Genomic DNA, 16,021 nt, shown 5'->3' with positions numbered 1-16,021 from the left:
CTAATTACCTGATGGTGCAGCCAAAACTACTCCCTCTTTTAACGGTACCCCAAAATCGGGCGAACCATCTTTTTTCCAGCTAAATTTTTGTGCCCGGGGCGACCGTTCATTGCCGCAGCCCTGGCCTGGTTTGGAGTTGGCATGGTACAATATCCAGTCCTCGGTTCCATCCGGCGATTTAAAGAATGAATTGTGACCAGGTGCATAAACGCCATTATCCGCCGATTGCTTAAATACCGGCCGGGCCGATTTTGTCCACGATGCCGGGTTCATTAAATCGCCACTCGCTAATGCACTGAGCATGCCAAGCGCGTAGTAATCTGTCCAGCAGCCACTGGCCGAGTAAACCAGGAATAATTTATCGTTATGTTTTAAAATCTCGGGCCCTTCGTTTACGTTAACGTGCGGCGGGTTTGATTGTGCGCCAAGGTCGCCATACTTCTCCCAGTCAAATTCAGGGCTTGATATTTTTACCCGCTGGCCATCAATGGAGCAGGCATCTTTCATTTTGGCTATGTAGATATTTTGCTGCACATTAACATCGCCTTCCCAGCCCGCCCAAATCATATATAACTGTCCCTTGTTTTCAAATACCGATACATCTATGGCCCATTTATTGGTATCATCGGCTACCTTGCCTTTAAATGTCCAGGTACCTTCTGTTGGGTCGGCAGCCGGGTTTTCGATCACATAAATCCGATGGTTGTTGTTATTGCCGTCATCAGCAGCAAAATACATATACCATTTACCTTTTATGAAATGAAGCTCGGGCGCCCAAAGTTCTTTTGAATAGCTGGTGCCTGCCGGCGGCACCCAGATTGTTTTTTTAACAGCAGTTTTCAGCTGCGTGATATCTTTTGTTTTCCAGATAGCCAGGTGACTACCCGTTGAATTGGTATAATAGTAAAAGCCATCTTTGTAAATAACCCACGGATCGGCACCGGAAGGCAGCAGAGGATTGGTGAAATTTTTTTGCTGGGCGAAGCCCGATTGGTGGGCCACAACCATTAATAGAACGCAGATTTTTATAATGTTTTTCATGCCCTAATATAGGACACAATTTTTTATATAATTTATAACCGCCCTCTTTCATCTTTGGATGCGTTATCATCTTTTCGTTGAGCTTTGTTTTTTGAGCCAAATGAGCGATAATAGGTAAGCTTGACAAAGGGAAAACTCCTTGACTCGGCATTATACCGTACCCGCACCTGCGAATTAAAAGCATCACGGGTTAGGTGGCCAATGTAACTGTAATAACTTGCCGATGATAACAAATCGGTAACTGATAGCTGGAAACTGCCTTTATTGTTATTAAGTTCTTTTTTTATCCCAAGGTTAAGCATCCCGTTTCCGTTGCTTCTTGAGGTAGCATAATATGCCGGCGAATAGGCATAGCCGGAAAGCTCCACAGAAATGCTTTTAGGTAGTTTAAATGTTTCGCTAAAATCAACCGATCCGGCGAAGTACGATTTGGTAAAGGTTTGCGGCGTATAGTCTACTTTGTATTGCCGCCAACCGCCAACAAAGCCATAGCGTCCCTCCCACCAGCTTGTTATTTTTATCGGGATGCTTGTTTGCAGGGTGATGTTATTTTGATAAGGGGCGTTTTGCGGGGCAAGGTAAACCAGCCCTTTAGATGGCCCGGTAGAAATTTGTGTTTGCAATATCACATCCTTATCCCGGCTGAACAAAATAGAGAACACATAATCGTGGTAATTATAAGCCAGTTTAATATTATTCGTAATAGTAGGTTTTAACGCAGGGTTGCCGGTAAAAACAGATACCGGATCATTATAGGTTACATACGAAGCCAGGTCGCTGTACGATGGGCGGCTGACGCGTTTGGTATAGGATAACTGCAATTCGGAATGGTCGTCAAGTTTCCGCGTCAGAAATATACTCGGAAACAACTTCTTTAATTTCCGGTCGATGTCATATTGCGCATTGCTGGCGTTATCGGTACTGTTGTGCGAGTATTCATAGCGTGCGCCAATAATAAGACTGGTAGCGGTATCCAGCTTCGCGTTCAAAGTTGCGTACCCCGCGCCAATCATCTCTTTTGTAACCAGGTTATTGGACACCCCTACGCTACTTAGCACCCACTGGCCGTTTTGCATGTTTTCTATCCCGGACACACTGTTACTGCGGGTAAAGGTGCCTTTTACACCTGCTTCTAATTTCAGGTTTGGGTTTATCTGCTTTGAGTAATCTGCTTTAAGTACTGATACTTTTATAGCGGTACTGGCCAGGTCGCGCTGGCGGGGTGCGTAAAGGCTGTCGCCGGCACCGGCCAGGTTGCCATAATTATCAACAAAGGTGCTTTCAACATTAGTTTGCCCGTTGTTTTTGTAATAAATATAATCGGCGTCAAAATTAATTTTTTCGCCTTTACTGAGTTCCAGTTCCAGGAAAATGCTGCCAATGGTATTGTAAGTATGATTAATACCATCGAGGTAGGAATTGAACAGCAAAACAGAATCGGGCTTAAGGGCATAGTGCCCATGGTTGTAATTATTGCTGTGGTCGCTCCCGGCCGCAAAATAGATACTGGCGCCAAGGGTTGTCTTTTGATTGGGCCGGATATCGGCGCCAATTTCGGCATCCTGGTATTTGGCCACCGGTTTGGCCAGGCCTGTGTACAAAAACTCAGTTTGCCCGCCTATTGCGGGTACGGTTTCCGTCCCACTTGCAAATAATTCACTATGGCCGCGATCATGGGCATAGGAATAAGAAGCCCGCAGGCCCACTTTACTTGTATTGTGGTTGATTGAGGCATTTATGGAACCCTTTTCGCCCTGGCTATACCCAGCCGTAACAGTAGCAGACCCGTTTGTACCCTGATGCTTATTTTTTTTGGTAACAATGTTAATTAGCCCGGCATTGCCGTCGGCATCGTATTTAGCGGGCGGCGTATTTAACAGTTCTATTTTTTCAACGTCATCAGCACTTATGCCATTTAGCAAAGTAAGTACCTGCGGCATCGACATCCGCATCAGCTTGCCATCCAGCATAACCATTACACCGGCCTTTCCGTTCAGTGTGATGCCGGTGTTTTGGGGATTGACGATTACGCCTGGCGAGCGCTGCAGAACTTGTAACACCGAACTGCCTTTTGTTAATATACTGCTTTGTACATTTACTACCATCCCGCCCGGATCCTGTTGTACCAAAGGTTTACTGGCCACAATGGTAACCTCACTTAATTGTTTGGAGGCCGCTCTTAGCCCAATAATACCAAGGTTTTTTGATGGCTTTACGCCTGTAAGCTCAAATACGGGCGACGACCATGTTTCGTGGGTCATATCGCTTACCTTAACAATATACCGGCCCTGGCCAACAGGTTCAAATCTAAAAGCGCCTTTATCATCAGTAAGTGCCGATTTTATCAGCGCGTTATCGGTACTATCTAATAATATTACCGTTGCAAATGATACGGGCCGCCCTCCGGCATCCACAAATTTACCTGATACCTGGGCAAACGATGCCAGGCAAAAAAACGACAGGAAGCTGATGAGTAAGTATTTCATAGGCCGGTTACGATGATTGTATATCCAAAGGAATACAAACCCAACATGCCACAAAAAACCGATTGACCAGCGTACCACCCCGATTGACGAAATACATTAAAAGCACCGAAGTTTATTAAAACAGCCCACTTTTCTTATAATTTACCGGTTATACATCAACAGGTGCATTTGGTCAATTAATTAGCCCCATTGAGATTGTGGCCATAAAAAAATAATTCATTTAGCTGTATCTTTAGCTTATGCCTCAAATTCAATCCAAACAAAACTGGCTTATCAGGTATAAATTGTACCATCTTCCTTTTTGGTTTTTATACAATTACCTGTGGTGGGTATTTTCCCAGGGCGATCCTATTGGCGTGGCGCGCAGCATCTTTTTCTCCCCCTACACGGTGAAGTTTAGTTTTTACCTGGTATTCCAGGCGTTAGCGGCATATTTTAACCTGTATTTCCTGATGCCACGCTATATGGAAAAGGGCAAATTTGCGCAATACATAACTTACGAGTTATTAACCATCATCAGCGCTGCCATGCTGATTGTTCCGGGTTATTTTTTAAGCGCCATCCTATCGGGCAGAACAATGGATGATTTATATGGCAGCGGCCCGCATAATTTCTTCACACTTTTCCTGGCCAATCCGCTGCCATCAATAGTGGCCAGCAGCACCCTTGCCATGAGTATTAAGCTAACTAAAACCTGGGCACAAACGCAAAAAAGGCAACAAATACTGGAAAAAGAGAAACTGGAAACCGAACTTAAATTTTTAAAATACCAGTTTAATCCTCATTTTTTGTTTAACAGCATCAATTCCATTTTTTTCCTTATCCACAAAAACCCCAATATGGCATCGGCTTCGCTGGCCAAATTTTCTGAACTGCTGCGGCACCAGCTGTATGAATGCAACGACCAGCAAATTCCCCTTCAAAAAGAGATTGCCTATCTTGAAAATTTTATAGAACTGGAAAAGCTGCGGCATGATACCGAAGTACAGGCCGATATACAGCTGCATGATCCCTTTGCAGGCCAGCTGGGCATTGCCCCCTTTATTTTGATGACGTTTGTTGAAAATGCTTTCAAACACGTATCAGCCCATGTAAACGGCAGCAATTGGATCAGTATAAAACTTGAGCTTCAGGGGCAGCGGCTAAACCTGTTTGTAAGCAACAGTACAGCAGCCGGCGAAGCCAACCAGGCTATAAAATATGGCGGTATAGGGCTGGCAAACGTTAAACGGAGGCTCGATTTAATGTACCCCGGCATTTATGAATTGGATATTGACAGCCAACCCGATACATTTACGGTAAAACTACAGCTAACACTTGCTGTGCTCCAAATATCACCAACAATGCAAATGGCTTAATATGAATATCAATTGTATAATTGTTGACGATGAGCCATTGGCCCGCGAAGGGCTTGGCAACTACGTACGCGAGGTAGATTTTTTACAGTTGGCCGGCACCTGCGAAAACCCGCTTGAGCTTATGAAACTGCTTGACCGGCAACCTGCCGATTTGATTTTCCTGGATATCCAGATGCCTAAAATGAACGGGATAGAGTTTTTGAAGATTATGCAAAAACCGCCTATGGTGGTTATTACTACCGCATACCCTACCTATGCCCTGGAAAGCTTTCAGCTGGATGTGCTGGATTACCTGCTTAAGCCAATTACCTTTGAGCGTTTTTTTAAGGCGGCCAGCAAAGCCCGGGATTATCACCGGCTACTCACCAAAACAGTATCGGCAGATATCAATAAAGCCGAAAGGCCTGATGATTACTTTTTTATTAAGTGTGGCAGCAAATATGAAAAGGTGCCGTTGGACGAAATTCTTTATGTAGAGGGAATGCAGAACTATGTGAACATTTTTACGCTGAAAGGTAAATATGTAACCATGCTATCCCTTAAAAACCTGGAGGAGAACCTGGCTGGCAGGTCATTTATCAGGGTGCATAAATCATACATTGTGGCCGTCAATAAAATTGATGGGATTGAAGGTAATGAGATATTTATCCAGGCCAGCAAAATTCCTATAAGCCGAAATTACCGCGAACAGGTAATTGGCCAGGTAGTTACCAACAGGCTTTGGGATAAAAAATAAAACGGCCTGCTACGACAACCTGTGCCGTAACAAACACGTTTTACACTGCTTTTAAGTCATAAGTACTAAGTCAATTGATGTTTTTTCGACTCAGAACCTGAGGCTTTCGACTACCCCGTTAAACACGGTATTTATTTTTTATCACAAACCAAGAACACCACGCCCCTTGCGGGTACGTTAACAGTTATTCCGCCGCTGGTGCCAGATGAATTTGCAGCAAGCGTGGCATACCCAGCCGGACCACCAACATCGCCGGCAGGGCCGTTGTTGTTAACGGTTACCTTACCCGAATACGATCCGTTATCCGTGCCGCCCTTCAATGTATAATAGTAATAATTAGACCCGGTATAGTAATTTTTGAAATTGATGCTAACTACCTTATCGGTACTGCTTTTATTCACCAGAGTAACACCAGCTTCGCCCGAGGTGAATGAAGATGCATAACTCACAATATCGGTACTTCCACTAACTGTCGAACTGATCATCCTGTCGCCAAAGTATTTTTGAAAATAATACAGGTAATAGAATGCCGGCCGCGGGGTGAAATTTGTAGTACCATCCTGGTTAAAAGTAAATAAACCATGGTCGTTACCATCGCTGCCTCCGTTAGCCAGATCCCAGCGGCAGGCCATGCTTACCTGGTTTTTAATTAACTCGCCCAGTACTAAAACAGCATGCACACCACTCACGTAAGAAACCTGTTGCCTTGAACCAGTTGCAAATATATTCCACTCGTCAAGCGCAATGGGCTTTTGAGCCACACCAGCCTTTTGAACAGAATTATTTACCCAACTTACCATTGGAGCCGTAACTGCCGATGGCGTTGCCAGTATAACTTCGGGCGTTGAATTTTGATTATAAGGGGTATAATAATTATGCACTACAAAAAAATCGGGCGATGATCCGGCAGCAGATAAAACACCCGAATTCCAGTTTTGCCCACCTGTAGTATTGTTTTGGTCGTCTGTTTCGGTTAGTACAATACCTATTTTAATGGAGACACCTATGTCGCTGGCAGCCTTGCGCATCGAATCGGCGAAAACCTTAAAATGTGTTCCGTATAGCTGCCCCGTTATAATTTCGGGCTGGCCATCCTTATTTTTCGATACGTCAATACGATACCCGGCCTCCCAGTTGCCGAAATTTTCATTCCCTACCTCCCATAATTTAGTTCGGCCCCTATCATTCCTTACCCACTGTGCGGCGTAATGCGCGGCAGTTTCAACCGGGTGATCGCTTAGCCCATAACGGGCGTAGCCATAATTTACGGTGATGATACCGGTACTATTTGTTTTTTGTAACAGCGAATAGTAATTGCTAAGGCTTATTGACCAGCTATCGGTTACCATTCCGCTCCAATACCCACTGGTAGGATCGGCGCTGCCATCGGCCTTTAATAATTGAGCAGGCACATCAGCCGGTTTACCGCCCGCGGGCAAATCATAAAAATACACATCAGACAAACTGCCCCCCGGCGCCCTGATAATGTTGGGCGATAGGTTGGTGATATTTTTCACCAGGCCTGCGTCGGTATATTGACTGGTAAACGGATTCATGTTATTGCCAAACAGGTTGTTTGACACCTTCGAAACTACCTGGGCAAAATCTGCAGTTACGGTAACTGACGATGCCGTTGGCTTTGTTGCACTTGTTGTAGCTGGCTTTGTAAATGTTTTAGCTGTCCAGCTATCTAAAAAAAAACCTTGCGAAACTGCGATGCCGGGGTCGGTTGGCGAAGTAATTGGGCCCGTTGCCCCCCCGTTGCCTGTATCAACAACCGTTGTATCGGTCTTTTTATCCTTTTTGCATGCCGTTAAAGTTATAAGGGCCAATAATATTGTAAATACACTATTTATTATCACTTTCATTTTCCTGTTTTTTACCGTAACGGTATTTATCGGGCCTTTTTCTTTGCCTTTGGTTTGTATAAATTAAGCTACTGACGCTTTTAAGCCAACGTGCGGGCCATGCATAAAGCCCGCAACCATATAGGTTGATCTGAACTCGTTGGGTGTAAATTGTTTTTTGCGTTTAAAAATCCTGTTGAAATTGGATATGTTGTTAAAGCCGCACTCATAAGCTATCTCGGCCACTGTAGTTGTCGAGTCAATGAGCATCCGTGCGGCGTGTCCTAACCTTATTTCGTTTAAACTATCGGTAAAAGTTTTTCCGGTGCGCTTTTTTATAAACCTGCTGAAAGAGGCCTCGGGCATGTGAACAACACGGGCAACCTCGGCAAGGGAAACCTTGCGGTTGTAGTTGGTATTCATATGCTCAAATACTTTTTCGATACGGCGGCTGTTATGGTAAAATTTCTCGTTAATAAAGCTCGGATCCGACAAGGTTTTCATATCTGCCGATGTTGAAAGCTCGTGCAGTATGGATAACAATTCTAAAACCGATGTAAAGCCACTCTGCTTATTCAGCGCCATAAGCCGATCCTTAACCGTCATAATTGTTTCGGTCGAGAAAAGAACCCCCATTGGCGCACGCTGCAGCATTCCCTTTAAAAAACTAAGCTGGTTACGCTGTAAAAATTTCTCATCAAAAAGGTCTTTATGAAACTGGATCACAATCTCGGTTATCTGCCGGCTTTTACACTCGTTGGTAAACCAGCCATGATAAAGGCCGGGGCCTACCAGTACCAGTTCCAAATCGTCAATTACATCAATATGTCCGCCAATAACGCGTTTGGCCCCTTTGGCGTTTAAAACCAAATGAAGCTCATAATCGTCATGGTAATGAAGCGGTCCTTCAAAATTATTATCAACCTTCGCAAAAACAGTAAAGCAATCGCCTGCTGTCAGCGGGGTATTTTCGCGCATTACATTGCTTGTCGTCATAAAATAAGCTGTATCACAAAATTCAAAAACAAGTTAGTTAGGCTAGGTAACTGTATAAGATGATTACTTTGCAACGGGGGCTATTCACTCTGCTCTTTGGCTGCAACATCGTCTACTATCATTGTTCCCGAGGCGTTGCCCATCGCAATCAAAACTTTAAAACTTGCGGCCTTTTGGGGTATTTTAATCACTTTAGTATAAAGCGTCCATTGCTGGTCGCCGGTTAGGCGGGCAATGTAGTCGCCACCATTTATTTCTTTATCGTTACTATCCAAAAAAGCAACACTAAACAGGGCTCCTTCCCAATCATTTTTGCCTTTAACAACATTTAAGGTTTTTAACCAGGCGCTAAATTCGATGGCTGTAGCTTTTTTAGGAATCCGGACAGTTTGATCAATCCCAACCCACTTATCGGTGCTGGTGGTTACAATGGCGCAGCTGTTTTTGCCACTTTTAATATTCCAGGGGGTAATTTGCCCGCCACCATCATTCCAGCCATAAAAATCATCTTCAAAGCCGCCGTTGGTTAGCAGATTTTTTTGCGCGTTGGCTTTTAACATCAGCAAAATCAAACCCACGCTGAATATTATTTTAATCGCTTTCATCAGTCAAATGAATTTTAAATATCGCCGCCAGGTTTATCCTGGCGACGATATTGATCAGGCCTGTTAATTGTGTTATTTAATATTTACAAGACCAACATCATCCATACTAAAAGTAGATGAGTTACCACTAAATTCCTGGAAAACCAGTGCACTGATGCTTGAAGGCAGCGGATTGCCGGCATCCACCCAGTTGGCAATTGGAATTTGATAATCGGTCCATTTGCCTTCTGTAAGTGTTATCTGCACGGCAGTGTTAAAATTGTAATTAAGTACCAGGTGGATATTTTTACCGGTAGTGCCCTTGCCGCCAAAAATTGAAAACTTAAGGGCTGTATTAGCATCAACACTGTTTCCGCTGCCCGGCTGTATTACATAACCATCGTACCCGCCGGTGTAGCTGTATGTTCTGGATTTTGTACCTCTCCTGAAATTGGTATTATCATCCTTCGCTCCGGCACCCCAGCCATAATCGCTCCAGCCGTTTTCGTACCCATCTTCAAAAATTGCTGTATTGAAGCCAAATATGGAATTGGTTTGCTTTGCTGACGAAACGTTGTTTGATAATAAGCTTGTGCCCGAAGTTACAACCGGACCGGTACCTACGCCGCCGCCTTTAGTAGCCGATGTGGTAACCAGTAAATGTGCAGCAGTTAAACCTGATGGCACTTTTACGGTTATCACTGTAGGCGATTTGGTAAGTACCGTAGCCGGTACTGTACCAAATGATACACCTGTGAGGCCATTAAATGTTGTACCTGTTATGGTAATAACATCGCCGGCGTTACCTGCCAGCTGGCTAACTGTTGTTATGCCAGGGGTAGGCTGTTCAATTATAAAAGGGGTACTAACTTTTCCATGAGCGGTAACAACAGTAAGTACGTTACTTGTAGTGTCGTTACTAAACGGCACCGTGGTAGGCACTGAAAACTGAAGCGTGGTATTTGATGAATATGCTATGTTAAAGTATATAGAAACACCATTAATATAAATTGCTTTAGTTGTGCTTAAATTATTACCTATCACTGCATATAAGGTTCCTATCTTGCCGTCGCTTGTTGTTGAATCAAAAGCTGTAACAGTTTGCGATGTTTGGGTGCTTTGGTAAACGGTGCGTATCCTGGTAATAACCGGAGGGCCATCCCCGCCGCTATCGTGCTTTTTACAGGAGCTGATACTGAATACCACCACAAGCGAAAGTATGCAGTAAGAAAATATCGATTTTAAATTTTTCATAGCTGTATTTATTTAAAAGTGTATGGTACTGCTGGTTCTAATAATTTAGGGTCGGCGGTTGTTTCATTAATTGGTATAGGCAATAAAAAGTCGGTGCTTTTTGGCGTAACCGCGCTATGGTAAACAGTTTTACGGTCATTGGCGTAAGTACCCCTTTCCTGCTGGCTTATAAACTGCGTAGCCAGTGGGTGGCTGTTATTCAATATACCATTCCATCCATCAATGCGGCAAAGGTCAAACCAGTAGTCGTTTTCGATAGCAAACTCATGCCTTCTTTCCGTCAAAATATCATCCTGGATAATAGTAGTAGGCACAGCATTGTTAAAGGTGGCGTCATAGTTAGGGTTAGCAACTGCGTGGTTACGTTTTATAACTGTTAACGGTGCCAGGTTTGCCCTTTTCCTGATTGCATTGATGTAAGCCAAAGCCTGGGCATCTGTAGAGGTTGAGTTTTTGCCAACAATTGCCTCTGCAGCAATTAAATAAACTTCGGCATAACGCATTAAGTACGTATTGTTTGCCGCAGATTGGGCCGCGCCTATGCCGCCATTATCGGCAGGAGTACCAACCACGTATTTTTTGATAGCAGCATCGGTTCCCTGTGAATTAATATTATCCGGTACGGTATAACCTCCTGCCGCTGCAGTAATTTCGGGGTAAACATCCTTCGCTTGCATAATTGTAGCATGCAGGCGTAAATCTCCGCCTTCATAAGAATTTTGCAAGTCAATTGTGGGGCCTAATACGCTATAGCCATCGCCGGTACCGGTAATAATACCACTGGCGGCTAATGAAGCCTGTGCCGGGTTACCGTGACCATACGATGCACCGCCGGCCCATTGCAACTGGCAAATGCTTTCTTCGTTGTTATTATTGGCTGTTTTAAACAGATCGTTATAGGTTTTATTAGGCAGATCTATACCATACAATTTAAACTCTCCGCTGTTAATCACTTTTTGTGCTTCTGCAAGTGCATTAGGGTAATCCTGCATATACAGGTATATTTTGGCCAGCATAGCCGAAGCTGAACCACTGGATACATGGCCTTGAGTGATAGAACCAGTCCTGATCATCTTGGTACAATTTGCTTCGGCAAATTTCATATCCTTAACCATAAAGGTGTATATGTCTTCTATCCTGTTGCTATTTACCTGGAAATTGGTTAAAAAGTTACTGGCATCCTCAATAATGGGCACCGCGCCCCATAACCTAACAATATGGAAATAAGCCATGGCACGCATAAAATGGGCTTCGCCCAGGGCGTTATTTAAAACAGCCGGGGTTACATCCGCGCCTGCTCTTGGGGGCATTAAGTTGATCAGGGCATTAGCCTGCGCAACAACAGTCCATAATGACGACCATGCGGCATCATTCTGCGAATTGAGGTTGGTAACGGCGCCGTTCAGGTTGCCAAAATCGGTAACATCTGATGAATAGCTACGGCCGTTACCGCCGGTCATCTCGCACACAGCCCAGCCTGGTTTAGCCACATAATTAAACCAGAGTGAATTGTAAAGGTTGATTGTACTTGATGATACCTGGGCATCGGTTTTATAAAAATTATCAATTGCTATCGCGTTTTCGGGCGGCCTGTTGAAGAAATCTTTTTTACAGCCTGTTACAGAAACAAGGCCAATGACTGCCGCGCTGATTATATATTTAATATTTGCTTTCATTTTAAGTCTTTTATGGTCAAATTAAAATTCCGCGTTTATTCCAAAAGAAATAACCCTTGGCGAAGGATACCTTCCCAAATCTACATTGGATAAAAACACGTTTTGATTTTGCTGGCCAACTTCGGGGTCAAGGCCTTTATAACCTGTTATTACAAACAAGTTTTGTGCACTGCAATACACTTTTAAACCACTAAGTGCAATACGTTTAGCCCAGGCTGCCGGTACGTTATATCCTAAACGTACATTTTGAAACCTTAAAAAAGATGCACTTTGCAAAAACCTGGTCGACATGTTAAGGTTCGGGTTAACACCGCCCTTTGGAGCCGGAATGGTTGCATTAGGGTTTGATGGGCTCCAGTAATTTGAAGCTTCGGCAAGCTGATTGGTATATAACCCATTCAGGCCTTCTATAGTGTAGTCAAGGTAATTGAGCACTTTGCCGCCATAAGAGCCATACAGAAATATAGACAGATCAATACCTTTATAACTGAAATTATTGGTAAAACCATAGGTAAAGGTTGGGTTTGGATTACCAATAGCACTCATGTCGCTTGCATCAATCTTGCCATCATGATTGGTATCAACATATTGTATATCACCCAAAGTTGTTGAACCAAGGGTACCCAGTGTAGTGCTTATAGGCTGGCCAAATTGTATTGGCGCGTTTTGCAGCTGGTCTTCTGTTTTAAATATTCCTTTAACAGTGTATCCATAAAACTCGCCTATAGGGCCGCCAACTTGCGTACGTGTAACCGGGATTTGTAAAAAGCCCGAGGTAACGCTGGCATTAATGATACTGTTGTTGTAGGTAGAAACCACTTTATTAACATAATGGCTAAAAGTCACAGTAGTATTCCAGTTAAAATTCTTTGAAACGATGTTTTTTGAATTGATGCTGAACTCGATACCTTTATTGCTAACCTCGCCTCCGTTTACATAAAGCGAACTGATTCCGCCAAGATAATTGGGCCCGCCGGTTAAAAATTCTGGCAGCGGTGCCTGGAAAAGGAATTTTTTCGAGGTTTTATTATACCAGTCCGCAGCTACATTAACCCTGCCGAATAAAGTAAAATCCAAACCTATATCAGTTTGTATAGATGTTTGCCAGGTAAGGTTAGGGTTATTATAATTTGATACGTTAAAGCCGGTACCTAAACCTGTGATTGTGGGGTTAAGTGCAGATCCGTACTGGTAGCCCGGTATGTTCTGATTACCAACCTCACCATAACCAATTCTGAATTTCACATTATCAGCTACACTTTTAATGCCAGCCATAAATGATTCGTTTGAAATCGTCCAGCCAAGGGCAGCTGATGGGAAATAACCTGTCTGGTGGCCTTGTGCAAAGTTTGATGACCTATCCGACCGGATGGTGGCAGTTAAGCTGTACCTGCTATCGTAGTCATAAATTGCACGGGCATAAAAGGATTGTAAGGTATTAGACGATTTATTTTCGCCGATAGAAGGTATTTTAGCGCCGCCAAGGTTAAGTGTTGGTAAATCGTTACTTAAAAAAGTATCGGTACCGGCACTCATACTATTGTACATGCCTTCATTCAGTTCATAACCCGCAGTTGCAGTTACGCTGTGTTTTTGGGCAAATGTATGGTTGTAGGTAATATATTCTTTCCAGTTCCAGCCTAAAGCCTGATCTGTGTATTCACTTAATTTGGCTACAGGGTTACCATATATAAGCGACGGGTTGGTAGGCGATGTTACGGTGTATGAAGGGAAGAACAGTACACTTTTCGAAAAATTATTATACCCGCCAATTTCCGATCTTAACGTCAGATTTTTCAAAAAGCGAATATCAGCGTAAAAATTCGCGTTTATCTGGCTGCGCACCAGGTTGTTGGTGTTTAAGCTTGCCAATGCAACAGGACTTATAAAAACGCCGCTGCCGTATGATGCAGGGGCAACAGTATAGCTGCCGTCTGGATTGCTGGCCGCCTGATCTGGAGCATTCAATAATGCCTGGTAAACAATACCGCCGTTATCACTCGCGCCTATGTTTTGGTCGGTACGGTTCAACGTCATATTTGAACCAAGTTTAAACCAATCCTTCAATTTCCCCTCAACATTGGTACGGAAAGAGTAGCGTTTAAAGTTTGACGCTATGATAGTGCCGTTTTGTTTAAGGAAACCGCCTGAAATATAATAATTCACGTTTTCGTTACCACCATTCATCGAAAGGTTATGGCTTTGCATCGGCGCGGTTCTGAATACTGCTTTTTGCCAATCGGTACCCGGGCCAAGTACGGTGGGGTCTGCAAACTCGCCCCTGCGGCCTATGCCGGTAATATCGGCTATCTCGTTTTGTATAGCGGCATACTGCGGCAGGTTCATCATTTTAAGGAAATGCCCTTGTTGCTGAATACCGTAATAACCATCATAATTTAAATGAGCCGAGCTATTTTTACCTTTTTTTGTGGTAATAATGATAACCCCATTTGAGCCACGGCTACCGTATATAGCTGTAGCCGACGCATCTTTCAAAATATCAATAGATGCAATATCATTTGGGTTAATGTAGCTTAGGGGGCTAACTGTATTTTCGCCATTATTTTGATTTTGGGTGGTATAGGCCGAACCATCAATATACACACCATCAACTACATATAAAGGCTCATTTGAACCCGAAAGAGAGGTTATACCCCTGATGTGCACAGACGCCGAACTACCCGGCGCCCCTGTACCGTTGGTAACGGTAACACCTGCAGCTTTACCCTGCAGTAACTGATCAACGCTTGTTTGAGGGATATTCTGAATATCCTTTGCGGTTACCGATGATATGGCGCCATTTACGTCCTGCCGCTTTTGCTGACCGTAACCAATAACTACCACATCAGTTAACGTGGTTGACATATTGACCAATACAACGTTAATAATAGTTTTTTTACCGATAACAACATCCTGTGATTTCATGCCGATAAACGAGAAAGTAAGCTCAGTACCGCCATTGGGTACGCTGATGCTGTAATTACCATCTTTATCGGTTATAGCCGAAGCCTGGCCATTTTTTACCCTGACAGAAGCCCCCGGCAGGGTTATGCCTTTGTCGTCTGTTACTGTTCCTTTGATTACTGTTGCCTGGTTTTGCGCCCCTGCCCGGAAGCATACAAAAAGAGACAAAAACAGCAATGCCATTCGTAGAATTTTTCGCATAATTGATTTACTTAGTTTATTTGGTTTTTATTTGATTTATTGGTTCTGTTACTATAGCTGCCATCATCTTTTTAACACGTGCAGAATTATTAATGAAAATCATCAAAGTTTCTGCACCTGTTGTTCCCATCAATAAATGACAAACAACTGCTTTAATAAAATTGGCTATATAAGCTTATCAGGTTTATACTAAACCGGGCAATATTATTGCCGGGCATTAATACATGTTTATAATGAGGGTAAAATTATATGCGAAACCAAACCCGGTTGTGGATAAATAGGGGTACAAATGTCAACCTGTTTTAACACACTGATTAATAGATATTTAATTGAATTAACTAAAGAATTTTATTAAAAAAAGGCGCAAAAAAGTTACAAATGTATCCCTATAAACGATTTAGCATTACATTCTGAACTGAAAAAATAGTATCACTGTGATGAGGTCAACGGGCTATTTTAACGGGGATTTTCTGGGTGACGCTTGGTTGCTGATTCGTAAAAAAAGTATTACACTTTGATACACAGTATCGTCTTTGAAAAGGTTTATGATTTGATTGTTTGGACCTATAGGTAGTTCACTTAAGGTGTCTAAAATTAAAAAAAAGACCGTCATTATAAGGTACTGACTGTCAATATCAAATATCCGTCATTGCCTTTAGATTAGCTTTAACAAAATAGTATAGGTTATTATTATTGTTGAAGCTTTCTTTTTGCTTCTTTTTCTTTGTTAATAACCTTGATTTTTGTGGATAAAGTTAACAACGGTAAGGGTGCATTATCGTCATTGCCAGGCTTGAAGGCCTATGCCTCGATTGAATCCCTTACCGTTTGTTTTAAACTGTGGCATCAAATAGAAATTAGAGTTTGGAAGGCTCATT

The 16,021-nt window shown here is 43.1% G+C and carries 10 protein-coding genes; 2 read left to right on the top strand and 8 right to left on the bottom strand.

All coding sequences use genetic code 11. The annotated features are described in order from the left end of the window. Nucleotides 1–1,041: a glycoside hydrolase family 43 protein gene (locus AC1DU2_RS18610; protein WP_477385924.1), complete on the bottom strand. Its 1,041-nt coding sequence runs from the start codon at nt 1,039–1,041 to the stop codon at nt 1–3. Between the two features lie 32 nt (nt 1,042–1,073). Next, nucleotides 1,074–3,527, bottom strand: a complete 2,454-nt coding sequence (locus AC1DU2_RS18605; RefSeq protein WP_477385922.1) for a TonB-dependent receptor domain-containing protein — start codon at nt 3,525–3,527, stop codon at nt 1,074–1,076. A gap of 239 nt (nt 3,528–3,766) precedes the next feature. Here AC1DU2_RS18605 and AC1DU2_RS18600 point away from each other — a divergent pair, with 239 nt between their 5' ends. Next, nucleotides 3,767–4,885 carry a sensor histidine kinase gene (locus AC1DU2_RS18600; protein ID WP_477385920.1) on the top strand — a complete coding sequence of 373 codons (1,119 nt, stop codon included), beginning with the start codon at nt 3,767–3,769 and terminating at the stop codon, nt 4,883–4,885. Between the two features lies 1 nt (nt 4,886). Then, on the top strand, nt 4,887–5,621 hold the full coding sequence (locus AC1DU2_RS18595; protein WP_477385918.1) for a LytR/AlgR family response regulator transcription factor: 735 nt from the start codon (nt 4,887–4,889) through the stop codon (nt 5,619–5,621). Between the two features lie 131 nt (nt 5,622–5,752). Here the strand turns inward: AC1DU2_RS18595 and AC1DU2_RS18590 are convergent, their stop codons facing one another. The 6 genes from AC1DU2_RS18590 to AC1DU2_RS18565 form a co-directional block, all read right to left on the bottom strand. After that, nucleotides 5,753–7,489 carry an alpha-L-arabinofuranosidase gene (locus AC1DU2_RS18590; RefSeq protein WP_477385916.1) on the bottom strand — a complete coding sequence of 579 codons (1,737 nt, stop codon included), beginning with the start codon at nt 7,487–7,489 and terminating at the stop codon, nt 5,753–5,755. Between the two features lie 63 nt (nt 7,490–7,552). Then, nucleotides 7,553–8,464, bottom strand: a complete 912-nt coding sequence (locus AC1DU2_RS18585) for an AraC family transcriptional regulator (RefSeq protein WP_477385914.1) — start codon at nt 8,462–8,464, stop codon at nt 7,553–7,555. 80 nt (nt 8,465–8,544) lie between these two features. Then, a complete protein-coding gene (locus AC1DU2_RS18580; RefSeq protein ID WP_477385912.1) occupies nt 8,545–9,069 on the bottom strand; it encodes a carbohydrate binding domain-containing protein in 525 nt (174 codons plus the stop codon). 72 nt (nt 9,070–9,141) lie between these two features. Next, the gene (locus AC1DU2_RS18575) at nt 9,142–10,302 is read right to left on the bottom strand and encodes an IPT/TIG domain-containing protein (RefSeq protein ID WP_477362179.1); all 1,161 of its coding nucleotides are present in this window, start codon (nt 10,300–10,302) and stop codon (nt 9,142–9,144) included. An 8-nt stretch (nt 10,303–10,310) separates the two neighbouring features. Then, entirely contained in the window at nt 10,311–11,978 is a 1,668-nt protein-coding gene (locus tag AC1DU2_RS18570; RefSeq protein WP_477362177.1) for a RagB/SusD family nutrient uptake outer membrane protein, read from the bottom strand. Nucleotides 11,979–11,999: 21 nt separating this feature from the next. Then, nucleotides 12,000–15,143 carry a SusC/RagA family TonB-linked outer membrane protein gene (locus AC1DU2_RS18565; protein WP_477385910.1) on the bottom strand — a complete coding sequence of 1,048 codons (3,144 nt, stop codon included), beginning with the start codon at nt 15,141–15,143 and terminating at the stop codon, nt 12,000–12,002. Nucleotides 15,144–16,021: the final 878 nt, after the last annotated feature.

The sequence above is a fragment of the Mucilaginibacter sp. P4_C11 genome, from assembly GCF_056402115.1.
The sequence above is the reverse complement of the archived record's forward strand: the minus strand, read 5'-3'. Positions and strand labels throughout refer to the sequence as shown.